This is a genomic window from Streptomyces sp. NPDC056161, assembly GCF_042268025.1.
Lineage (GTDB): Bacteria > Actinomycetota > Actinomycetes > Streptomycetales > Streptomycetaceae > Streptomyces.
On sequence record NZ_JBHJUV010000001.1, the window covers coordinates 339,375 to 360,477 of the forward strand.

The 21,103-nt window shown below is 68.1% G+C and carries 18 protein-coding genes and 2 pseudogenes; 11 read left to right on the plus strand and 9 right to left on the minus strand.

Annotation, left to right across the window (positions count from 1 at the left end; all coding sequences use genetic code 11):
* Positions 1 to 95: 95 nt before the first annotated feature.
* Complete coding sequence (locus tag ACFC09_RS01520) at positions 96 to 614, minus strand: sigma-70 family RNA polymerase sigma factor (RefSeq protein WP_376522624.1); 519 nt, start codon at positions 612 to 614, stop codon at positions 96 to 98.
* 890 nt (positions 615 to 1,504) lie between these two features.
* Here ACFC09_RS01520 and ACFC09_RS01525 point away from each other — a divergent pair.
* Complete coding sequence (locus tag ACFC09_RS01525; RefSeq protein ID WP_376522626.1) at positions 1,505 to 2,116, plus strand: hypothetical protein; 612 nt, start codon at positions 1,505 to 1,507, stop codon at positions 2,114 to 2,116.
* Positions 2,117 to 3,422: 1,306 nt separating this feature from the next.
* On the plus strand, positions 3,423 to 5,546 hold the full coding sequence (locus tag ACFC09_RS01530; protein WP_376522627.1) for a BTAD domain-containing putative transcriptional regulator: 2,124 nt from the start codon (positions 3,423 to 3,425) through the stop codon (positions 5,544 to 5,546).
* A 9-nt stretch (positions 5,547 to 5,555) separates the two neighbouring features.
* On the opposite strand, the gene ACFC09_RS01535 is transcribed toward ACFC09_RS01530, so the two are convergent.
* Positions 5,556 to 6,059, minus strand: a complete 504-nt coding sequence (locus tag ACFC09_RS01535; protein ID WP_376522629.1) for a sigma-70 family RNA polymerase sigma factor — start codon at positions 6,057 to 6,059, stop codon at positions 5,556 to 5,558.
* A gap of 312 nt (positions 6,060 to 6,371) precedes the next feature.
* Complete coding sequence (locus ACFC09_RS01540; protein ID WP_376522631.1) at positions 6,372 to 6,800, minus strand: YbaB/EbfC family nucleoid-associated protein; 429 nt, start codon at positions 6,798 to 6,800, stop codon at positions 6,372 to 6,374.
* A 335-nt stretch (positions 6,801 to 7,135) separates the two neighbouring features.
* Here ACFC09_RS01540 and ACFC09_RS01545 point away from each other — a divergent pair, with 335 nt between their 5' ends.
* Positions 7,136 to 7,396 carry a hypothetical protein gene (locus ACFC09_RS01545; protein WP_376522633.1) on the plus strand — a complete coding sequence of 87 codons (261 nt, stop codon included), beginning with the start codon at positions 7,136 to 7,138 and terminating at the stop codon, positions 7,394 to 7,396.
* A gap of 169 nt (positions 7,397 to 7,565) precedes the next feature.
* Here ACFC09_RS01545 and ACFC09_RS01550 read toward each other — a convergent pair whose 3' ends face one another.
* Complete coding sequence (locus tag ACFC09_RS01550; RefSeq protein ID WP_376522635.1) at positions 7,566 to 7,898, minus strand: Lsr2 family protein; 333 nt, start codon at positions 7,896 to 7,898, stop codon at positions 7,566 to 7,568.
* A 142-nt stretch (positions 7,899 to 8,040) separates the two neighbouring features.
* On the opposite strand from ACFC09_RS01550, the pseudogene ACFC09_RS01555 reads away from it, so the two are divergent.
* The 4 genes and pseudogenes from ACFC09_RS01555 to ACFC09_RS01570 form a co-directional block, all read left to right on the plus strand.
* Positions 8,041 to 8,181, plus strand: a pseudogene (locus ACFC09_RS01555) (6-carboxytetrahydropterin synthase); the annotation flags it as partial.
* A 329-nt stretch (positions 8,182 to 8,510) separates the two neighbouring features.
* Complete coding sequence (locus ACFC09_RS01560; RefSeq protein WP_376522637.1) at positions 8,511 to 9,014, plus strand: cupin domain-containing protein; 504 nt, start codon at positions 8,511 to 8,513, stop codon at positions 9,012 to 9,014.
* 79 nt (positions 9,015 to 9,093) lie between these two features.
* Positions 9,094 to 9,618: a hypothetical protein gene (locus tag ACFC09_RS01565; RefSeq protein ID WP_376522638.1), complete on the plus strand. Its 525-nt coding sequence runs from the start codon at positions 9,094 to 9,096 to the stop codon at positions 9,616 to 9,618.
* Entirely contained in the window at positions 9,615 to 10,556 is a 942-nt protein-coding gene (locus ACFC09_RS01570) for an alpha/beta fold hydrolase (RefSeq protein WP_376522640.1), read from the plus strand. The genes ACFC09_RS01565 and ACFC09_RS01570 overlap by 4 nt, the downstream gene beginning before the upstream one ends.
* Before the next feature lie 294 nt (positions 10,557 to 10,850).
* Here the strand turns inward: ACFC09_RS01570 and ACFC09_RS01575 are convergent, their stop codons facing one another.
* From ACFC09_RS01575 to ACFC09_RS01585, 3 genes are all read right to left on the minus strand, one after another.
* The gene (locus ACFC09_RS01575; protein WP_376522642.1) at positions 10,851 to 11,234 is read right to left on the minus strand and encodes a DUF6009 family protein; all 384 of its coding nucleotides are present in this window, start codon (positions 11,232 to 11,234) and stop codon (positions 10,851 to 10,853) included.
* Between the two features lie 184 nt (positions 11,235 to 11,418).
* A complete protein-coding gene (locus ACFC09_RS01580; protein WP_376522644.1) occupies positions 11,419 to 12,978 on the minus strand; it encodes a phage/plasmid primase, P4 family in 1,560 nt (519 codons plus the stop codon).
* Positions 12,975 to 14,009: a bifunctional DNA primase/polymerase gene (locus tag ACFC09_RS01585; RefSeq protein ID WP_376522829.1), complete on the minus strand. Its 1,035-nt coding sequence runs from the start codon at positions 14,007 to 14,009 to the stop codon at positions 12,975 to 12,977. Before ACFC09_RS01585 ends, ACFC09_RS01580 begins: the two co-directional genes overlap by 4 nt.
* A gap of 829 nt (positions 14,010 to 14,838) precedes the next feature.
* On the opposite strand from ACFC09_RS01585, the pseudogene ACFC09_RS01590 reads away from it, so the two are divergent.
* Positions 14,839 to 15,248 (plus strand): annotated as a pseudogene (locus ACFC09_RS01590) (IS5/IS1182 family transposase); the annotation flags it as partial.
* A gap of 12 nt (positions 15,249 to 15,260) precedes the next feature.
* Here the strand turns inward: ACFC09_RS01590 and ACFC09_RS01595 are convergent.
* Positions 15,261 to 15,767 (minus strand): DinB family protein, encoded by a 507-nt coding sequence (locus tag ACFC09_RS01595; protein ID WP_376522646.1) that lies wholly within the window; start codon positions 15,765 to 15,767, stop codon positions 15,261 to 15,263.
* A gap of 716 nt (positions 15,768 to 16,483) precedes the next feature.
* On the opposite strand from ACFC09_RS01595, the gene ACFC09_RS01600 reads away from it, so the two are divergent.
* The 3 genes from ACFC09_RS01600 (at position 16,484) to ACFC09_RS01610 (ending at position 19,373) form a co-directional block, all read left to right on the plus strand.
* The gene (locus ACFC09_RS01600) at positions 16,484 to 17,224 is read left to right on the plus strand and encodes a GNAT family N-acetyltransferase (protein WP_376522648.1); all 741 of its coding nucleotides are present in this window, start codon (positions 16,484 to 16,486) and stop codon (positions 17,222 to 17,224) included.
* An 858-nt stretch (positions 17,225 to 18,082) separates the two neighbouring features.
* Positions 18,083 to 18,931, plus strand: a complete 849-nt coding sequence (locus ACFC09_RS01605) for a hypothetical protein (protein ID WP_376522650.1) — start codon at positions 18,083 to 18,085, stop codon at positions 18,929 to 18,931.
* Between the two features lie 208 nt (positions 18,932 to 19,139).
* Positions 19,140 to 19,373 carry a hypothetical protein gene (locus ACFC09_RS01610; RefSeq protein WP_376522651.1) on the plus strand — a complete coding sequence of 78 codons (234 nt, stop codon included), beginning with the start codon at positions 19,140 to 19,142 and terminating at the stop codon, positions 19,371 to 19,373.
* 17 nt (positions 19,374 to 19,390) lie between these two features.
* On the opposite strand, the gene ACFC09_RS01615 is transcribed toward ACFC09_RS01610, so the two are convergent.
* Positions 19,391 to 20,593 carry an IS110 family transposase gene (locus tag ACFC09_RS01615; RefSeq protein ID WP_376522653.1) on the minus strand — a complete coding sequence of 401 codons (1,203 nt, stop codon included), beginning with the start codon at positions 20,591 to 20,593 and terminating at the stop codon, positions 19,391 to 19,393.
* Positions 20,594 to 21,103 lie beyond the last annotated feature (510 nt).

Here is a 21,103-nt window from a genome sequence, read left to right on the forward strand (position 1 = left end):
ACACGGACCGTCAAGCACAGACCGACGCACACGGGTCCTCCCCCGTACACCTGGCGGAGCCCGCCGTGCACCCGGCGGAGCACCACAAGGCCCGCTCAGGCGGCCTCGGAGCTGAGCACGGTGTGCAGTTTGCGCAGCGCGTAGTGCTGCCGGGACTTGACCGTGCCCGGAGGCACGCCGAGTATTCCTGCGGTCTCCTGGACCGTACGGTCGCACAGGTAGATGTGGATCAGGACCGCGCGGTGCTCCGGGGACAGCCGGCCGAGCAGGGGCCTGGCCACCATGGCGCTGTGCACCGACTCGAAGGCGTCGGTCCGCGACTGCGGATCGGTGTACGCGGCTCCGGCCACCTCCCTGCGCGCGTAGGGCTTGCGCACCCAGTCGATGACAAGATGCCGAGTCACGGTGAGGAGCCAGCCCCGGACCGAGCCCTCCATCCCGTGCAGGCGGTCGATGTTCCGCCAGGCCCGAATGATCGTCTCCTGGACGATGTCCTCCGCGATTCCGTGGTCGCCCAGCATCCTCTCGGCATACGAGACGAGCTGGTCCCAGTGTTCTCTCATGATCGTGCCCAGCAGATCCGACCGGGTGGTGGCCGTGGGGAGCGTAGCCATACTCTGAGCCATCCTGTTTCTCTGTCACACAGACCGGATGCAGTCTCTGCACGCACACTCTATGCAGTGCACGTATCAGATACTTCCGCAGCTGTGACACACATGTGACCTGTCAGTGCAGCTCGACATGTGAACAACCGGAGCACCGCCAGTAAATCCACTCTGAGCAGGGACGATGCCGATCCGAAGCCGCCACGGGCAGAGCACGGACCAGCGACCTACCGTGCGGTAAGAGGTGAACGTCACTCACGTTATACCCACCACCACGGGCTCTCTTTACTCACACGTGTGCACCCTGAGACATCTTCGTGACCGCTCCCCCACCGGTTACCCACCGGATCCGGCCACGGAGACATCGGGCTCACCCGCAGCCTGGCCTCGCCCTCGCACATCTCCCGCCGCTCCGTGCCGGACGGAGCGCCGCCCGACCCCCGGCTACCGCCAGTCAGAAGAAGGGTGCGGGCGCGCGCTCCGGGTACGGGTGCGGGTCGGCGGACGCGGACGCCGCGGGCGGACCGCTCCGGCCGCGGCCGGAGAATCCCCCGTCCGCACATCGACGTCGCCGCGCGGCCCGCGGTGCCGGTCGGCGGCACGTCCAGGTGACCGCAGGGCACATGTGAGATGTCGGCATGGAACATATCCCTACCATCATGTCTTCTTCATCACATATGCCGCTGGACATCTGGTACGCATCCCCGGGATCGGCCGCAATGAGCGGTTCAGTTGCACACTTCAAGGGCATATTTGTGCCGAGACCCGACGCACCGGCGACCGCCGCCGCCAGCAACACGGCCTCGGGGAGCCCTTTCACGTCGTCAGCGCTCCTCTGCACCGGCGCTGCGGCATAGGTACCATGCGCAGCGTCAACCATTACTAGGGAGTGAACGGTTGTGACCAGCCATTCAGCCGCCACGCTCCGATCGCGGTACGTAGCACAGGCCGCGTCGGATCTGGAGGAGAACCGTCGCCGACAGCGAGAGCTGGCGGAGAAGATCAAGATGTTGGAGCAGGAGGAAGCACTCCTGGTCGACATCCTGGTACTCGCTGAGCGGTACGAGGGTTCCGAGGAACTGTCCCCGCTGCCCGAGCAGGCGCAGGACGAGCCCGTCATCACACGGGCGAAGTCCCACCCGAAGGCCAAGCAGGAGTCCGCCGCCGACACACCATCGCGCCGCCCGGCGTCGTCCGCGGGCAAACGCACCAGCACCTCGACGACGAAGGCTGCCGCGAAGGGGAAGTCGCGGCAGCCCCTGCTCGGGGATCTCCTGGCGGACCTGCTCGCTGCCTACGACGAGCCGCGCCTGGCCAAGGAGCTGCGGGACGAACTCATGCAGAAGCACCCGGACAGGTCGCCCACCCCGCAGGTCGTGCGGAACACCCTTGAGTCGCTCGTCGCGAAGGGGCGGATCCGACGCCACAAGCAGCAGCGGTCGGTGATGTACACCCTCGCCGAGTCCGCGGCAGGTGTCACCGCGGACGACCTGGCGGACGACGAGGACTGATACGCGCCGCCCGCGGTCCGGTTCGCCGTGCGGCCCCAGGTGGCACGCACGACATGCCCCGCCGTACCGCGGCTCGGCGGGGCACTGCCGGTGCCGGTCGTCCGGCTTTCGGCCGCTCGCCGTCCGGTGTGCGAACACGCGTGCGCGGCAGGCGGGCGGAGCGGCCCCCACGGCTCATGTGTCCCGGAGCGGCCACTGTTCACGGCCGCCGTACCGCTTCCGCTCATCTCCGCCGGACCACCCCCACCCATGACCGCCGTACCGCCTCCGTTCATGACCGCCGTACTCGCCGTACCGCGTTGGTCGGACGACGCCTGTGCCATGCCGCCGAACAGCAGCGGCACCGCACGGCTCCCCCAGGGCACGACCGGGTTGTCACAACCGGGGGGTATCACACGACCAGGGGGTATGTGGCCGCGCCACACGTTGCTGCGGTAGGTCCCGATGTCCCGGTCGAGCCGCTTGCCGGCCCCGCGCGACCCGTGGCCGTCCCCCACGAAATCGTCCCGCCGTCCGCCCAGCCCAAGCCGCAGCGTGCGACGGCCGCCGGACACCGCGTCAAAGCCGACCGCCTCCTTCGCCGGCGGGATCGGCGGCCGGACGGGCCCGAGCAGCAGGGTGCTCATCGGACCCCTCTCACTCATGGCGCCCGCCGCGGGTACCGACGCGACCGTGTCCATGACGGCCGGGTAGGAGCCAGGTCCGAGTGAGCCGAGCGAGCTGAAGCCCGCCTCCTGGGAGCGCCTGGCCCACTCGGGGATGACGGCGCGCCGGACAGGGCGAATCCGGTGGGGCTGCCCCACGCCGATCTTCAATCGCCGATCTCCTCAACGCTGTCCCGCCGGACGGACGCCACCCGGCGCCGACTCCTCCATCTGTTGCACGGACGGCGGCGGCGAAAAGGTTCACCTGACGGCCGCACCGTACGGAAGCCGCCCGGTACTTCCGGCGGGCGTGTGCGCCCGCGGCGCGCCGCCCCGTAGGCCAGGTGCGCGCGTCTCCGTCGCTCACCGCCCCTCCCTGTCCGACCACGACTGCGACCGCGACCGCGACCGCGACCGACAGGAGGATCCGTGATCAACCCGCGCAAACATCCCACGGCGGAGAACGGATACGTGGTTCCTTCGAACCAACTCTTGTGTGCCACCGGTTCATCCAGAGGGAGGCAAGTGGCCACCGGACGGCATGTGTCCGCTTGACACCCGGCGCTCACGGATGAGACGGTGACGTAACCAGTTAAGCAGGTTACTAAGATCCGGCGCTCAAGACGGCGTGATACGGAAGGAACAGCGAGGTCAGCCGCGGGATGGATGCAAGAGTGCGCTACTCGGTCCTCGGTACCGTGTGTGTCCGGCGCGGCGACACAGAGCTGGACATGGGGCCGCCGAAGAGACGGGCCCTGCTCGCGCTCCTGCTGCTCCGGGCGCCGGGACCGCTCACGCTCAGCGAGGCCGTGGACATCCTGTGGGACGAGGACCCGCCCCCCAGCGCCGTCAACGTCGTACACCGCCACATCGGCGCCCTGCGCAGAACGCTGGAGCCCGAACTGCGCAACCGGACCAAGGCCGAACACCTCGTGCGGGCCGCGGACGGGTACCGCCTCCGCGTGGACTCGGCCACGTCCGACCTGCTCCGCTTCCGGGACCTTCGCGCACAGGCGCAGCTCGCGGTCAAGGCGGGCGACCCCAAGAAGGGCGCACAGGACTTCATCGGGGCTCTGGACCTGTGGCGCGGCCCGACCGTCGCCGCCGGCACCTATGTGGCGCGGCACCCTCTGTTCACGTCCGTGGGACACGAATACGTCGCGACGGTGAAGGAGGCCGCCGACGTGGTTCTGACGGACGCACCCGCCCTCACGGAGGAGATCCTCGCGGCGCTGCGTCGCGCGGTCGACTCACACCCCTTCGACGAGGCCATCCACTCCCGGATCATCGCGGCCCTCGCCGCCACCGGCCGGCGGGCCGAAGCACTACGCCAGTTCGAGAACATCCGGCGCACCCTGGCCGAAGAACTCGGTGTCGAGCCCGGTCCCGGTCTGCGTTCCGCCCAGCAGCACCTGCTGGCGCGCAGGGTGTCGCGGGAGGAGACCAAGCCGCTGCCGCAGGCCGCGCCGCTATCGAGACCCACGCAACTCCCTGCGGCCTACCTGCCGTTCGCGGGACGGCAGAAGGCACTCAGCCAGTGCCTGGAGTCGCTGCCCCTGGAGGGCGAGAGCCACCCCCCGGCGACGACCGTGGCCATCTGCGGCATGGCGGGTGTCGGCAAGACCACGTTGGCGCTGCACTGGGCCCACCTGGTCGCCGACCGGTTCCCCGACGGGCAGATCCACATCGACCTGCGCGGACACCACGCCTCGCAACCACCCCTCGACCCCGTCCCGGCGATGGCGGAGATCCTGGGCACACTCGGTGCGAGACCGGACCCGGCACACGGGAATGCGGCGCTCTGCTCGGTCTACCGCAGCGCGCTGGCCGGACGCCGGCTGCTGATCGTCCTGGACGACGCCCGTGACTGCGAACAGGTACGTCCGCTGCTGCCCCGTACCCCGGGCTGTCTGACGATCGTCACCAGCCGGCGGCGGCTGGCGGGCCTGGCCGTCACCGACAACGCCCGCCTCGTCCCGCTGGCCCCCATGACCCGGCACGAGGGCCTGGAACTCCTGGAGGGCCGACTGGGCGCGGACCGGGTCCGAGGCGCGCTCGCGACGGCGCAGGAGATCGTCGACCTGTGCGGTGGCCTGCCGCTGGCCCTGGCCGTCCTCGGCGCGCGGGCCCTCATGCAGCCGAACTTCCCGCTCAGTTCGCTGGCCGGGGACCTCCGGGACAACCGGGACAGCCTCATCACCTTCTCCAGCCACGACGACGCCCGTACGGACGTCCGCAGTGTCTTCTCGCGCTCCTACGAGACGCTGAGCGACGGTGCCGCGGCCCTGTTCCGGCTGCTGAGCCTGCACCCCTCCCCCGACATCGCGCTCCCGGCCGCGACCAGTCTGCTGGGTACCGACCCGTGGACGACACGTGCGCACATGGCCGAACTCGTCGACCGCCACATGGTCGTCGAGCAGACGCCCGGCCGGTACGCCTGCCACAGTCTGCTGCGTACCTACGCGGCCGAACTCAGCCGTACCGAGGACGGGCCGGACACGCTCGCCGAGGCGCGGGCCCGGATGTTCGAGCACTACCTGCACACCGCCGACGCCGCGACCACCCTGATCGCTCCGCACGACGCCGGGGTGGCCCTGCCGGCCCCCCGGTCGGGTGTGCGTCCGCAGCAGTTCAAGGAGCGGACGGACGCGGCGCAGTGGATCGTCACCGAGCAGTACGTCCTGCCGGCCCTGATCCAGGACCTGAGCCACTACCCCCGGGTGGACACCTTCCGGCGGCAGCTCACCGCCGCGCTGGAGATGTGCCTGGAGTCCGGGATGCCGTGACGGCCGGGCTCACACCGGTTCGAAGGTGGCCGCGGCACGCAGTTTGCGCAGCGCGTAGTGCTGACGGGACTTGACCGTTCCGGCCGGCACGCCGAGGATGCCGGCGGTCTCCTGAATCGTGCGGTCGCACAGATAGATGTGGATCAGGACCGCGCGGTGCTCCGGCGACAGCAGGCGCAACAAGGGCCTGGTCACCAGGGAGTCGTGCACCATGTCGAGGCCGCTCGCGGGGGACCAGGGATCCTCGTACGAGGCTCCCACCACCTCCTTGCGGGTGTGGGGCCTGCGTACCCAGTCGACGACCAGGTGCCGGGTCACCGTGAACAGCCAGCCGCGTACCGAGCCCTCCATGCCGGCGAGGCGGTCGATGTTCCGCCAGGCCCGGATGGCGGTCTCCTGGACGATGTCCTCGGCCAGCCCGTGGTCACCGAGCATGCGCTCGGCGTAGGACACGAGTCCGTCCCGGTGCTCGTCCATGATCGCACCGAGGGCGTCTGACCGGCTTGCAGCCATGGAGGGCGTAAACATGATCCTCTGCGTCTTGGTTCTGGGGCATACGGCGAACGGTGGCCGGATGCAGCCCCCGTGATCCGCACCCTAGGCGGGTGTGAGTGCCAGAAGACTGTCGAATTCGTGCCGCCGCCGTGCCGTCGCGGCAGCCCCGGGCACAACGACCGGCAGTGTCGTTCACCCACGGACAGGTATGTTCAGGTGTCAGACCACAGTCCGCACAGCGCCCGCCCCTGTACGACGGCTGGAACCGTCACTTCCGTCCGTGGAGGAGTCGCACGTCACTTCTGTCGGCCGGCCGGCGGACCCCGCGTCTCAGCAGCCGACGCCCCTGGCCCGGCGCCGCGGTGGCCGCAGCGTGTCCTGGGGCGTACCCGGCTCGGTCCGCACGGCCAGACCGCGCCGGTCCGGGCCGAGGGCGTGGGCGGGCCCGCCGGTCAGGTGCAGGCCACTGGCTTCCGCGATGCCCGCGCGCCGGGCGGAGACCTCGGCCCGCGCCGTCGTCAGAGCCTCCATGACGCTGTCGGCCAGCGCCTGACCGCTCATGCCCTGGAACCTGTTGTTCGGAAACCGTACGCCGGACGTCTCCCCGTCGACGCCCACGGTGGCCTCCACGGCACCGTCCCTGGACTGGGCCGTCACCGACAGTTCCGTCAGCTTCAACTCGGCCTTGAGCAGGGCCTCGTGCTTCCTGACGAACGCCGCCAGAGCCTGTTGCAGACGACTGCCGTGCTGCGCGTCCATGGTTGCCTCCCTTGCCGGTGAAAACGCCCCGACCACGGCGGGACGGGGCGGCGGATCGGTGATCCCGGGGACCACTCCGACCTGGCCGACGGGGACACGGTCTCGTCCGCGAATACGAAGCTCCTTCCAGCCCCGGTCGGCGGCGAGTGCGTGCCGCCGGGTTCCCGCTACAACCACTCAAACGAGACGGCGCCGCGCAGAGTTCATACGACCTCTTGATGTCAACGCGGCGCACCGTCACGGAGGCGGTTCGTGGGTCGTCCGTCCGACGGGCGAAGGCACCCGGACGCGCAGGCCGAGGATGGCTCGCCTGTGAGGCTCAGCAGGGGGCGATCATGAGCGACAAGGAATGGCCCGAAGGTTATGAAGAAAGCGATACAGCCAGCCGACGCGGAGAGAGCGACGCGATGGGCTGGAAGGCCGTCGCGGGCGTCGTAGTCCAGGTGGAGCGGGTCGAGCCCGACACCATGCGCACCCGGCTCCACACCGCCTGTCGGCCCCCGCTCGCGCACCACACCCGCCGCCGCAGGCTGCGGACCGAACCGGTCAACCGCGCGAGCCGAGAAGGCGCCGCCCAAAAAAGTAGTCCCGCGTAAATCGAAGGGCGAAGGTGACCACACCATCGCCCTTTCCATGCCCTTTACGGCTCTGCTCCACCGCACTTCGGGCTGCGGCCGGCAAAACCTGGACCGACTGGTCAAAGTCCGCCGGTGCTTCGGCGGACGAGACAGTCCCCGGCAAGATGCCGGGGCCATCCCTCGTGGGTCAGTGGGAGGCGTCGAACGCGTCGCGGACTTCCTTGGGGACGCGACCGCGGTCGTTCACCTCATAACCGTTCTCCCGGGCCCACCCGCGAACCTCTTCCGCGCTGGGACCCTCCGCCGCGGCCTTGCGCACCCGCCCCGCGCCCTTCACCCGGCCCAACTTCCGGCCGCTCTCGATGAACGGCCGAAGCGCCGCGTCCAATTTGTCATAGTTTTCCGGGGTCAGGTCGATTTCGTAGTCCACGCCGTTCAGAGAGAACCTGTGCGTGCCGATCTCGTCCGATTCCGTACCGGTGAGGTCGTCGTAGTAAACGGTCACAATCTTTTGAGTCATGGCCGGATGCTACCCAAAGACTTCCCCGGCTCGATTACCCATGCAGATCCGCGCCGCCCCGCAGACACGCGCCATTCGGAAGCAACCGCCCGATACCCGACCGGCGTCAGGGTCGTGACGGCCTATCCAGGGTGCACGCGACGCACGGCGTCTGCACAGGGCGGCCTTCCTCGTCGATGCCACCTTCCGGCGCGCGGAATTGGACGACGACAACATCGTCGTCGACATCGGTCCGGCCACCCAGGAACCCGTCGTCATCGTCGGAGCGCTCAACTACCGCAGCGCCGTCGGCTCCGCCGCCCCCGTCCCACGCGCCACCCGGCCGTGCCGACGTTCGCGCATGCCAGTGGCAGGAACATACGTGTGGCAGCCGCGATGATCACACATCGGGTGTCGAGCCCGCTGGACAGCCGTGAATCGTCGGGTAGGTGTGCGAGGGTGTGAGCCAGTGCCGGGCAGGTGTCGTCACTGCTTCCTCCTCACACCTACCTCACTCTTGTGTATAGACTCCCTCTATCGAATGAAGACCCACTCGGTGTCCTCACACATTCCTGTTTGCACGCCATCCATGCACCGGATCTCGGTGTCCATGTGAGCCAGGAGCCACACGCCATGAGCAACTTCCCTTCACCGCCGCCTGTCCCCCAGGACCGCCAATTCGTTCTGGGCCAGCACCTCCGCCTCTCCATCCTCACATCCGCGGAGGAGACGGACGGCCGCCACGACATCTCCGACGTCACACTTCCTGCCCACGCGGGCACACCCCTGCATCTGCACACCGGTTACGAGGAGCGCATCTGGGTGGTCGAGGGCACCTTGACGGTGTGGGCCGGTCCCGACACCTACACCCTGCGCTCGGGTGACTTCTACCGGGTGCCGATGAACACCCCGCACACGATCAAGGCCGGCGCGGACGGTGCCCGCACCCTGGCCATCACCTCCCCCGCCCGGTTCGCCGAGCTGATCCGCCGCACCGGCACGCCCGCACACCTGGCCACGGCCGACACCGAGTGGGACATGGGGCTGTTCCAGGCGGTCACCGAGGAGTTCGGGGACATCATCCTCGGCCCGCCCGGCGCCACGCCGGCCAGCCTGGAGGCGCCCGAGGAGGCGTGACGCCCGCGATGTCCAGCGGTCGGCAACCGGCCGGTGAGTGATCATGTGTGCTGTGCACCGCGCCAGGTGCACAGCACACATGTGGTTTTGGCCCGTCCTCGTCGTACTGCCCGGCCACGGCCCGGCGTACCGCGGATCGGTGCGGCGGTCCGCCTCACCCGCCCCTGTGAAGTGGGGCGCCGCGGGCTTCCCGACCGCCTTCGTCGCCACCTACGGCACCGAGGCCCCCGTCATCGGCTTCGACGCCGGGTACGACGCTCTGCCGGGTCCCTCCCAGAAGAAGGGCGCCACCGTCCACGACCCGCTGGTCTACAACTACGACGTCTACGGCCCCGCTTACGGTGCCGGGCACGGCGACGCCCGCAACGCGCTGGGCGCGGGCGGCACGGCCGCCGCCATCACCGCCGCCCAGGCGATCCGCGCGAGCGGGCTCAAGGCCACGGTGAAACTGTTCGGCAGCGCCGGAGAGGAGCCTGATCCCCGCAGCTCACCCCGGGGACCACCGCGATGTGACCTGAATCACTCCCGATGGACCGAACTTCGGTGCTCTCCCTGGTCCGTGTCGGTGTCAGTGACACTCTCGACCACTCGGAGATCGCCATGAGCCCCCGTACGAACCCCGCTGCCGCCACACAGGCCGAGGACGGCCCGCTCTCCCCCGGCACCCACTCCTTCGAGATCGGAGGCATCACCCAGCGCTACCACGTGCACGGCAGTGGTCCGGTCTGTGTGGTCCACTCCGGCGGACCCGGCATCTTCTGGGACTACATGCGCATGCCGCTCCTGGAACCGCACCTGACCATGGTCTACGTGGAGCCCATCGGCACCGGCGACTCCAGTCGGCTGCCCACCCACCCGCACGGCTACACCCGGGACCGCTACAGCCGCTTCCTGGAGGTGTTGATCAACCGGCTCGGGGTGCCCGAGGTGCACCTGCTGGGCCACTCCCACGGCGCGTTCGTCGCGGCCTACCACGCCCTGCACCGCTCGGAGCGGCTGGCGGGCGTCATCCTGTACGAGGGGGCGCCGGTCACCGGTCCCGAACACGGTGAGGAAGCCGCCCGCAGGGTGCGGGAGTTCGCGGCGAAGCACGCCGGGCATCCTCAACTCGCCCGTGTGCTCGCCGCGTTCGGCGCGATGTCCGGCATGCACGACGACGACTCGACCGTGGCCGTCGCCCGCGGTGTGCTGCCGTCGTACTTCGCGGACTACTGGGGCAACGAGGCCCGGTTCGCCCCGGTCCGGGACGCGGTCCGGGCCACCTACATCTCCGGTCTGGACGAGGAGTTGTCGCCCGATCTCGTCGACGACCGCGCCGCGCTCAAGGGACTGGAGGTACCGACCCTGGTGATCGTGGGCCGACACGACGTGATCTGCGGACCGCGCTGGTCCCAGGAACTCCACGAACTCATTCCCGGTTCCCAGTTGGTCGTCCTGGAGAACAGCGGCCACATGGGTCACATCGAAGAACCGGAGCAATTCACCGACGTGGTGCGCGACTTCGTGCTGCGGCCCAGCGGCTCGGAACGCGACGCCAGGTAACTCCCCCTCGGCGGTGGCCGGTCGGTGCGCGTACGGCCGACACGGCGAGCCGGTCCGCGCAAGGGCCGCATCTTACGAGGTGCGGCCCTTGCCCGTCCTGCCCACGCTGACAGCGGGCGGCCCCGACGCCCTCGTAGGCCGTCACAGCCCCGCACCGGCGATGAACGGGGCCTGTGGCCAAAGTGACCGGGCCCGTCCTGCGCGTCCGCTGTGAGAGCTTCTGCACGGCACGGACGGGGTCCCCCGGGAGTCAGGCCGGCCGGGCCGTCCCGCACTCCCCCGCCGTGCCTGCCGTCACGGCGCGGACGTCGCTATGGCCACGGAGCCGCTCTGCGATCTCGGAGTCTTGGCTCCGGGCTTCTTCGGGGCGATGGTGCGCGGGTCGACCGCCTCACCGGGGGCCCCCTCGCGGTACAGGCCGTCGGGCAGGCTGTCCCGGTCGTGGGGCAGCAGGAAGAAGACCCGCCGCTTGTACAGGCCGCTGTCCGGGTCAGGGTTGGCGGCGTCGTCCAGGAGCGCGTACCCCACCATGCGCCCGTCCCGGGCGTACGGCGGCTTGGTGTTGCGCCGCCGGGTCTTGTCCAGGGCCTGACGGACGTAGTCCAGCCCCTCGGGGTTCTCCAGCCACACGACCTCTTCCTCGTGAATGAGGTCGCTCTCGGTCAACAGCGAGCTCATGGCCGCAGCCCCTCCTTCGTCGGCGTGCTCCCCGGCCAGGGAGACGTGGCCGGGCCTGTGTCCGTATCGCTCCGACCCGTGTACAGCCCTGTGGTGGCCGTATCTGGGGCCTGGCATCCATGGTAGAGCGCGCGACGACAAGCGTGTAGGTCGCGTGCTCTCGACGGCTCATTCACGACAGCCGTCATGAGTGCTCCAGCAGGGCGATGCCGGGGTAGTACTTCCGGCCGTTTGACTTGATCATGTCGGCGGGCGAGGCCACTCCGACCTCCTGGCGGACCCGGTTGGCGAAGGCCCGCGGCGTCGCGGGCCTGATCCCTTCACCCGCGTTGCACCACGAGCTGTACTCCGTGTACAGCAGACCCTGTTCCACCCGCAGGTCCCGGCCGGTGTCGCCGTCCCGCGTACAGCATTCGGCCAGGAACCGCCCGATGTGGTCCTCCGTGGTGGCGTAGGCCGTCGTGGCCATGCGGACCCGGTCGGGGCCCTCCAGCGGGTCCCTGGTGGCCAGATAGCGCTGTGCTCCCTCGATCAGCCACCGCAGGATTCCCGGGCCCTCGTCCCGGACGAGTTCGAAGGCGAGGTTGTCGATCCTGCGGGCCGCCGGCACCGTCCGGGTGAAGGGCAGCAGCCGGATACGACGCCAGAACGCGAAGCCGCCCGTGGAGACCTCGGGACGGTGGTTGCCGAGCAACCACAGGTGGTGGGTGGGGGTGAACGAGAAGTAGTCCTGCCTCATCCGCCTGGCCTTGATCTTGTCACCGCCGGTCAGCAGCCGGACCCGGGCCTCGTCGAACTTGTCGTTCGGCTTCAGCTCGCTGCACACCACCAGGCGGCGTCCGTGCAGTTCCGTCAGTTCCGTGGAGTGCTCCGAGAAGGCACCCCGGTCCATCAGGAAGCCCGGCGGAGCGGCGTCCGCGTAGTCGCCCAGGATCTGGATCATGATGTCGAGCAGCACTGACTTGCCGTTCTTTCCCTCACCGTGGAGAAACGGCAGCACCTGGGCGCCGACGTCACCGGTGATGGAGTACCCGAGCAACAGGTGCAGGAAGTCGATCATCTCCTGACCCTCGTCGTCGTCCCCGAAGGTGTCGGCGAGGAAGCGGTGCCAGCGTGGGGTCTCCATGCCCTCGGGAGCGACGCTGGTGGCTCGGGAATGGAAATCGCGCGTGGGATCGGCCTTGCGCAGACTCCCGGTGTGCAGATCGACCACCCCCGCGGGGGTGCACAGGGCGTACGGATCCCCGTCAAGGCTGTCGGGGTCCACCGACAGATCAGGTGACGCCTTCGCCTGGGTCAGGAGCGCTTTCATCCCGGTCGTGGACAGCGTGCGCCGCTTGTGCTGGCTGATCTCACGGTCGCTGAACACTCCGCGTGGATCGCTCTCAGGCATCTCCTCGGCCATCTCCCCCGCGGCCCAGAGAGCTGCCTTCTCTCCCCCGCTGCGCTTCCAGCGGTGGCCGTCCCACGCGAACCAGCCCAGTCCCTCGACATGGCGGAACTGGTCGCGGTGGAGCTGGGCGAACAGCCTCGCGTTGCCCCGGTCCGACAACGACGGAGGCAGCGGCGGCAGTCCACCCCCGACCGGTCGGGGGGCCGCCGCGGGGAACTCCGGGAGCGGGTCGGAGATCGTCTGAGCAGGCAGACGCGTCAGCGCGGCCTCCTCCGCCAGCTGGAGATCGAGCATCTGCTGAGCCACAGCCTGCGGGTCGAAACGCTGAGAGCCTTCGGCGCTGCTGCTCATGGAGTTCCTTTAAGGTGGAGAGGGCGAGCGGCCCCCGCGGCAAGCGCATCATCGACGATCATTTCATTTCTGGTCCGCTGCCATGGACGGGCGTGGCAGGCGACACGGACCAACCGGTCACGGATGGCCGTGTGGTCGAGGTGTCCGGCCCCGACAAGACCGCCGGCCGTGTACGCGGCCCGGTTGAGCTTCTCCGTGAAACCGGTCCCTTCCGGTGCCGCGGCACATCCGGCCACTTGCACGATCAGCGGGTCGACTATCTGGTGGGCCGTACCGACCTTCTTCCGGCCGCCGGAGCGGGCCGGGACGCCGCCCGGTCCTCCGGCGGCCGGGAGGGCCTTCCTGGGCTCGATGACGTGTCCCGTGCGCACGAGTTCGCCTCGAAGCCAGTCCGGCAGCACAGCGGGTCTGCGGGCGGCTCCTTCAGCCCGGTAGACCCCCTTCGGGGTTCGCGTACCGGGCGCGACGATGTAACCGCCGTCGGCACGCACATCGACCTGCCAGGCAAGGGCCGCGTTGCGTCCCGATCCGGTCGAGCACCGGAAGCGGGGCGCGGGATCGGGATTGCTGTACCAGACGTGCAGGCCGCCCGACGGGGTCCGCACCCGAAGTGTTGCGGTGTCCTGCGCGGGATCCGGCGCGCGGCGGTACGCCGCCAGCAACGCCAACGTGTCGAAACCCGAGGCCAGTCCGTCCAGGCTCACCTGCTCCGGGATCGGGATGCCGGGCAGCAGCCGGGACCGGTCAGCCGCCGGGGCCGCGTGCGCATCGATGTCGATGACGACAAGTCCGGCGGGGCCACACGCCACACCGACTCCTGACGAGGGGCTGACGTCCCACCAGCGGTCGATCAACTCCGGGTCGGTGGTTGCCGCGTGGAAGCCGTGACAGGGCAGTCCTGCGGGGAGGCAGGGGCACTTGGTGGGTTCGTGCCGCTCGGTCCTGCAACGGGGGCAGTTCCCGGCGGGGGTCTTGCGTCCTGGAGCCAGCGGGTGCACCGGCCAGCCCTGGGCCGCGCACCACCGGGCGATCGCGTGGGGTGGTGCGAGCTCGACTCGGGCAGCACTCTCGCGGTTGTCACCTTCGCGCGGCACGGGATCGTCCTCGTCACTTCTCATTGCTGGTTCCCTGCACGGACGCCTGGCTGGCGGCGAGCAGTCAGGGACCGAAGGGACTCTAGTTCCCGAAAGAGTGTAGGACCCATTGTCCCTGAAGATGCGGCAACTGGACCGAGTGCTGTTTCTATCAGTTCCCTCGGTCCCTTTGGTCCCTGGGGACCTGCGGTACCTGGGGCGTACTCACACCCTAGGGGCTGAAGGGACTCAAGACTCGGAAGCGGGCAAGGCCGGAGACGCCGGTCTTCACAGCCGGAAAGAGACCGAAGTGCCCCAGGGACCAAACGGCAGGGCCTGGAGAGAGCTGGAGTCCCTCTTCGGTCACTGGACATTCCCGCAGGTCAGGCGGTTTTCCATAGCCGAGAAGGGACTGTAGGGACTCAACTCGCCCATTATGAGCTGTACTAGATATGTGTTGTATGCGCGCGTGCATATGAACACACATAATCCATGTCTACGTCATAATTGCGGTTTTCAGTCCCTCCAGTCCCTCGTTGGGCTGGCAGAACGCCTTTGACCTGCGAAAACGTCAGGGACTGAAGGCCAGGGACCGAAGTTCTCACAGACCCTTCAGTCCCCGTCGTTTGGTCCCTGGGTCTCTTCCCGGTCTGGGCACACCACTACCGCGGCGGAGGAGACTGTCTCGGTCCCTCAGTCCCTCCCCCGTAGCCGGTCCCGCCGTCTGAACTTTTTCAGTCCCTGCCCTCGTGTTCAGAGCGAGGGACTGTGTTGAGTGCCCGGGAGCCGGGCCCATCAGCCCGCCGCCGGAGCTCGTAGGAAAACCGCCACGAGTGCCGGGAAAAGGCGCGCGCCCCGGCAGCACCGCCCCGACGGGGGACTCGGACACTCCCGGGGCTGCCTGACCCGCAAGATCCACCTCGCCGGTCAGGGTGGATGCCGTACCTGCGCCGACGCCAGATCAAGCACACCATCCCCGGACCGGAGAACCAGCGGGCCAACCGCCAAAGCCCGCGGCAGCAAGGGCGGCCTACCTGTCGGCTCCGACAAGACGTCTACAAGCGAAGGAACGAAGTCGACCGGACGATCAGCGCGTTGAAGAACTCCTGGGCTGTGGCCACCAGGTACGACAACCGCGGCCACGTCTTTCACGGCACCGTCACCGTCGCCTCGATCCGACTCTGGCTCCGTCCATGATCTCCGCCGGATCTAGTTGCCGGTCGTGCCGTCGAGCATCTCGCGCATGATGTCCAGGTGGCCGTTGTGGCGGGCCGTCTCCTCGATGAGGTGGAGGAGGATCCAGCGCAGGTCGACGTGGAGGCCGTTGCGGACGGATCGCTGAGCCTGCTTGTCCAGGGCGTTACCGGCGACCAGTTCGCGGTAGCGGGCGCTCTGTTCGGTGTATTCGTCGAGCAACTGCGTGAGCGGGAAGTCGACGGCGATACGCATCTCTCGGTCGGGGTCCTCCTCGGTCCAGGGGCCCCGGTCTTCCTCGCCGAGGAAAACCACTTGGAACCAGTAGTACTCGACCCAGCGGAGGTGGTTGATCACTCCGTTCATAGTCATCAGCGGTGAGCCCGGCAGAAGCGCCTTGCGTGCGTTCTCCGCGGTGACGCCGGCGCACTTGGCGCGGGCGGTGTCACGTGCGTAGTCGAGGAACGTGGTGAGCTGGGTGCGCTCGTCCCACCCGGGCGGCGTGTCATCAATTCTGGTCATCGCGCGAAGCGTCCCCGATCACCGCGACCGATGTCGAGCCATTTGTCGACGGGCCCAACCTGCTCCACCCACCTCCTTGTCCGGCGGGTCGCTACAGCGATTCAGCACCAGCGGGCCGCCTGGCATGATCCGCCGGACAGGCCCTAATCCTCGGTCCCTTGCTGGGGCAGCGAGTGCGTCACCACTCCCCTCCCCCAGCCGTGGTCGTGGAGTTCCAACGCCTGGCCGACCTATTACGCCGTAATAGGTCAGTGCGTGTGAGCGGGTAGCTGTCCTGAAAGCAGGGATGCTCCAGTCCTCCGAAAGCGATCCGGTAGAGGGCTGAGTCCGCTCCGCGGTCCCCACCTCGTCAGAGACGGTGGCGGTTTCCTCTACCGCTGGAGGCGGGGACGGGTGCGACGTCACACTGGGCTGCGAGAGGTGCCTCCGTGCCCTGGCGGTCGATTCGCGACTTCGGCGACGCCCTGGTTCGCGAGCGTCCCGATGGGCAGTGCTGGAAGTCCGAGCCGCTGGTCGCGTACGCCGCAGGCCGGCCTTTTCGCCTGAGCGACCGACGAGTCGGGCCACACCGACTACGCCTAGGTGGCCACCGACCACGCGGCTCGCGCGCAAGTTGGTCCTGGTCATCGGTGAGCTTCTTGATGGCCCTCGCAGCCAGCTCGTCGAACGCGAGGAGACGAGAGCAGCCTGACCCTTGCGCCGATTACCCTGCGCCCATGGCCGATCTGCGTGAGCTGCATTCCATCCATGACGTCCGCAGCGCAGGGAGCGGTGATGCGCTGCTGCTGTGGGTCGCGGGCGATCTATCGCACGGCACTCGGGCCTTTTCCCTCGGTGAGGCCATAGCAGTGGCGGCGCCAGCGCTGTCCCGCCGCGACCGGCTTGCCGTCACCGGCCTTGCCGACGACGTTGCAGACTTGATCCGCGCGGTTCTGCCGCACGTCGGCCCTACCTTCCGACCCATCGGCGACGAGGACCTCATCCGCGGCCTCGTGCCCTGCGTTCCGGAACTGGAGATTGCCGACGCTTTCGGATGGATGCAGACAGAAGCTCTCACAAGCCGCTACGAAGGGGCCGCGTGGCTCACCGCATCGGATCGTTCCGACATCACCAGGCTGCTGGACGAGGCGTTCCCGAATTCCTACGCCCGACCCGATCAGCCGGGCGTGTGTCGTTGGGCTGGCGCCCGCGATGAATCCGGAACGCTGCGGGCATGTGCCGCCGACGCCTGGAGCGCGCCGAGTGTCGGATTCCTTGCCGGTGTCGCTACCGCCGAACAAGCGCGTGGGCGCGGCATGGGCACGGCCGTGTGCAGCCTCGTCCTGGACAGCCTTGTCCGCGACCATGGCGTGGCCGCACTGATGGTCGACAACTGGAACACCGCCGCCGTTCGCCTCTACCGCGACCTCGGCCTGTCATGGCGTCCTCTCGCAGCCGCCCGGGTCACTCACCGCTGAATGCCTCCGCGCCACACGGCGCCGAGAACCATCGATCCACGAGATCTGACAATTGCTCATCCTCAGCGCCGTCCGCAGGACAAGCCTTAAGAGCTGGCTGGGCCCTCATGCATCGCAGTAGAGACCGCGGTGGCGTCGAGGGACGAGGACTGCGGACACCGAGCCGGATATCGATCAGGAGGAACCGTTGGGGGCCCGAGCCGGGTAACCGCGGCTGGCACAACGGACCGCTCAGCTATTACGGCGTAATAGGTGCGGTGACAGTGAGCACCCTGCTTCCCTCGTAAGGGCCGGCCTGGAGCCGGATCGCCGGTGGCTTTCCCCGGGGCTATGTAGCTCCTGATGGGCTCTGCCTCCTGTTCGCCCTAGCGTGGCGGGTATGGGGGGAGTTCCCTGTGTGGAACCTGTTGTGCTTCGCCCCCACAGACCGGCGTCCAGTGAGCACTGGTCTCGCTCCAACCACTGGGAGTACGCCGTCTTCGCCCGGTATCCAGGAGGCGACCCGGAGGTGTCCTGGCGCAGGCGTTTCGTGCAATGGAATCGTTGCGGTGGACTACTCCGAGCGCCTGGAGGCAGCGGCCGGGCAGTGAGAGAGCACAGGGGTGAGAAAGTTGTTCTTGGACCTCCGCAGCTATTACGGCGTAATAGGTCGAGGGTCGTTCCGCACCCAGGCGAGGGCGTTGCCGGTGCACTCGACGCACCGTCCGTCTGATCCTCCGCCCTCCCCTGGGCTTTCCCGCAACTCCCCCGTGACCAGCGGCTTTTCTCCGTACTGCCTAGGTGTTCAGTGATCTGCCCCGTCCCGATGAGGCCGATTCACAGAATGTGAACCGCTCTCCAAGGGGGCACAATCTGAGCATGGCGAAGCGCGCGCGAGTGACGAACCGACCGACGAAACCGCTGGTCAAGACCCCCCTGCGCATTGGCACACTCGATGCGAGGGCTGTCGTCGGAGAACTCCGTCAGATGCACGAAGATGCCGAGGATCCAGACGTGGAACGCATGCCGGCCGACGACGAACTGTTCGGTGCGCTGCTGTACGCCGAGAAGTACGCGCACGCCCTACGCAGGCTTTCTCTCCAGGCCCAAGGTGATGCGGCTCTGAAGCGAGTACAGCTGTGGGAGTACCTGCGCGAGCAGGCCGACGCCCATCAGGCCCGTGCGGTGAGCGATGCACGGGAGGCCGGAGTCCAGTGGGCGCAGCTGGCTCCCGCACTGGCCGTCGCAGCCCCCAACGCGGCCTACAACAAGGCGAAGCGCTTGAAAGCCATCGACCTCACCGATGAGACCCCCCAAGCCCGTCCCGTCCGCCGGACACCCGAGGCGGTGTTGCAAGCAGAGCGCCGACTGTTTCTGGAGCAAGCCGCAGAACGCAGGAACCAGGAAGCGGCGCTGAAGCGGCATGAGCTATTGGTCCCCATTGCCGTTGCCCTCATGGACCAGCGCGACGATCTGCAACCGGACGACGACGCGGACTACTGGCTTGAGGAGATTGAAGCCGTGCTCCCCCATTGTCAGACTCCGTTGCAGATGGTCAGCCTTCATCGCTATGTGGAGGCAACAGTGCGTGCCTTCAGCAAGCTTGCAAGACAGACGGCGAGGAACCCAGCGCTTACCGGCGAGGCTCGGCTGGCCCTGGCTGCCGCCACGGAGTTCGTGAACGGAGCCAAGGCAGACAGCGGGTTGTTTCCGCCAACGACCATGTAGGAGGGAGTAGGAGCCTGGGGGCAGGGCGAGGGAGCGGGGTACCGGGCGAGGCGCCGGACAGGCCGCACTGTCCCGTCTTCGTGCGCCGACCTATTACGCCGTAATAGAAAACGGCGGGGGGTGCCCCTATGTGTTTGGTCAAGCTCTGAGGCCAGGAGGCCAGTAGGTTCGTGTGGTCGCGGGTGCGAGCCGAGCCGGAGGGGTGTGCATGGGTGATAGCCAAGTCACGATCAAGCTCACGAGTGACGAGGCACTGGTGCTGTCGGACTGGCTGGAGAAGCTCCAGATGACGGACCTGAGTCGGGTTGTCGACGATCCTGCGGTCTGGGTGCCGATCCATCGGATCGCCGGAACACTGGACAAGGCGCTTCCTGAGCTGTTCGCACCCGACTATGACCGGCGGCTTGAGGCTGCTCGTCAGAGACTCCGGCCGGAGGATTGACCGACCGGCCTGAACCTTCACCCGGTGCCTGCGGGTTGGGACTCGTAGAAGGTGCCGTCGCGGAGCATTGCGAAGAGCACGTCGGCTCGACGTCTGGCGAGGCAGAGAAGGGCTTGGGTGTGATGCTTGCCCTGCTTGATCTTCTTGTCGTAGTAGGCCCGGGAGGCGGGATCGGTCAGGGCTGCGAAAGCGGAGAGGAAAAACGCTCTCTTGAGCCGCTTGTTCCCGCGACGGGAGGGTTGTTCTCCGCGGATCGAGGAGCCCGAGCTGCGGGTGGCCGGGGCGAGGCCGGCGTATGAGGCAAGGTGAGTGGCGCTCGGGAAACTGCTGCCGTCGCCGACGTCGATGAGGATCCTGGCTCCGGTCCTGACGCCGATCCCGGGCATGGACGTCAGGACGTTGGAAAGAAGGTGGGCCTCCAGCAGCTCCTCGATTCGGGCGGCCAGGATTTTGCACTGGTCGAGGACGGCGCTGAGGGAAGTGGCGAGGCTGGGCACGATGAGCGCGGCCGCGTCGGTGCCGGGAACGACCACGGTCTGCTCGTCCAGAGCGGTGAAGATGTCCTCGACCAGGCGCTCGGCCATCCGCGGGTTCTTCGGACGTATGAGGGTAATCAGCCGTCGGCGTCCGGCCTTGCGGATTTGGGCCGGGGATCCGAATCGTTCCAGCAGCATCAGGACGGCCGGGTGCTGGATGCGCGGGCCCACAACTCGTTCCAGGTGCGGGTGGATCTGGGTCAGCAGCCCGCGGAGCCGGTTCGCGACCCGGGTGGCCTCACCTGCGAGGTCGTCGTCGAAGCCAACGATCATCTCCAGTTCGGCGACGGTCTCGCCTTCGAGTTCGATGGCGCGAAGGGTGTGCGGCATGGCCCGGGCCGCGTCCGCGATGATGAACGTGTCCCTCGCATCAGTCTTGAACTCGCCGGGATAGAGATCGGCGATCCGCCGCATCGTCAGGCCGGGCAGATAGGCGACTTTGCAGCCCGCGTCACGGGCCACGGCCAGAGGCAGGGCGCCGATCGAGGTGGGTTGGTCGACCACGACGAGCACGGTGCCGTGCTTCGCGATCAGCTTGGCGAACACCTCACGGAGCTTGGGTTCGCTGTTGGGCAGCCGCTTGTCGAGGGCCTTCTTCCCGGCCGGGGTCAGCGCGGTGGCGTGGTGTTCGCCCTTGCCGACGTCCAAGCCGAGGAAGACGCCGATGCCACTGGTGTCGATCACGTGCACTCTCCGGTCGTACGTCCCCGGCCCTACCTGCGGCACCAGCTGCCGGCATCCACATTACGAAGAGCCTCCCAACCTCCCGAAGGAGTCGGTGGTCATACCCCTAATCAGCGGTCTACCAGTGCCTCCGGGAGTGGTGACACCACCCTCCAGATCATGCGGACTACAGGGGGGAACAGTCAGGCCGTCCCAGAGGCCAGGCACCCCATTGCGGGGCTGATCATCAAGGTAATGAGGGAGGGAGAGAGGCGGAGTGGCTCGACCCTCGTGGCAGGCGACCCGAGCCACGTTTCACAGCTGGCGGCAGCCTTTGCGCATCGGCGTTGCCCGGCCTCTGCGAGCTTGGAGCACGATGCGGTAGCCCCATCCAGGGACGTGACCTATTACGGCGTAATAGGTCGAGGGTCTCGATGCACCGACCCGCGGTCTGCCAAGCGTCGTCCGGCGACCTTCGCGTGAGATAGTCAGGCGGTCAGCTGCGTGCTCGCGCTGGGCCGCGGGGGAGAC

Excerpts from the sequence above, each read along its gene's own strand:
- ACFC09_RS01520 (WP_376522624.1), bottom strand. The coding sequence starts at position 614 with ATGGCTACGCTCCCCACGGCCACCACCCGGTCGGATCTGCTGGGCACG.
- ACFC09_RS01530 (WP_376522627.1), top strand. The coding sequence starts at position 3,423 with ATGGATGCAAGAGTGCGCTACTCGGTCCTCGGTACCGTGTGTGTCCGG.
- ACFC09_RS01535 (WP_376522629.1), bottom strand. The coding sequence starts at position 6,059 with ATGGCTGCAAGCCGGTCAGACGCCCTCGGTGCGATCATGGACGAGCAC.
- ACFC09_RS01540 (WP_376522631.1), bottom strand. The coding sequence starts at position 6,800 with ATGGACGCGCAGCACGGCAGTCGTCTGCAACAGGCTCTGGCGGCGTTC.
- ACFC09_RS01545 (WP_376522633.1), top strand. The coding sequence starts at position 7,136 with ATGAGCGACAAGGAATGGCCCGAAGGTTATGAAGAAAGCGATACAGCC.
- ACFC09_RS01550 (WP_376522635.1), bottom strand. The coding sequence starts at position 7,898 with ATGACTCAAAAGATTGTGACCGTTTACTACGACGACCTCACCGGTACG.
- ACFC09_RS01560 (WP_376522637.1), top strand. The coding sequence starts at position 8,511 with ATGAGCAACTTCCCTTCACCGCCGCCTGTCCCCCAGGACCGCCAATTC.
- ACFC09_RS01565 (WP_376522638.1), top strand. The coding sequence starts at position 9,094 with ATGTGGTTTTGGCCCGTCCTCGTCGTACTGCCCGGCCACGGCCCGGCG.
- ACFC09_RS01570 (WP_376522640.1), top strand. The coding sequence starts at position 9,615 with ATGAGCCCCCGTACGAACCCCGCTGCCGCCACACAGGCCGAGGACGGC.
- ACFC09_RS01575 (WP_376522642.1), bottom strand. The coding sequence starts at position 11,234 with ATGAGCTCGCTGTTGACCGAGAGCGACCTCATTCACGAGGAAGAGGTC.
- ACFC09_RS01580 (WP_376522644.1), bottom strand. The coding sequence starts at position 12,978 with ATGAGCAGCAGCGCCGAAGGCTCTCAGCGTTTCGACCCGCAGGCTGTG.
- ACFC09_RS01595 (WP_376522646.1), bottom strand. The coding sequence starts at position 15,767 with ATGACCAGAATTGATGACACGCCGCCCGGGTGGGACGAGCGCACCCAG.
- ACFC09_RS01600 (WP_376522648.1), top strand. The coding sequence starts at position 16,484 with ATGGCCGATCTGCGTGAGCTGCATTCCATCCATGACGTCCGCAGCGCA.
- ACFC09_RS01605 (WP_376522650.1), top strand. The coding sequence starts at position 18,083 with ATGGCGAAGCGCGCGCGAGTGACGAACCGACCGACGAAACCGCTGGTC.
- ACFC09_RS01610 (WP_376522651.1), top strand. The coding sequence starts at position 19,140 with ATGGGTGATAGCCAAGTCACGATCAAGCTCACGAGTGACGAGGCACTG.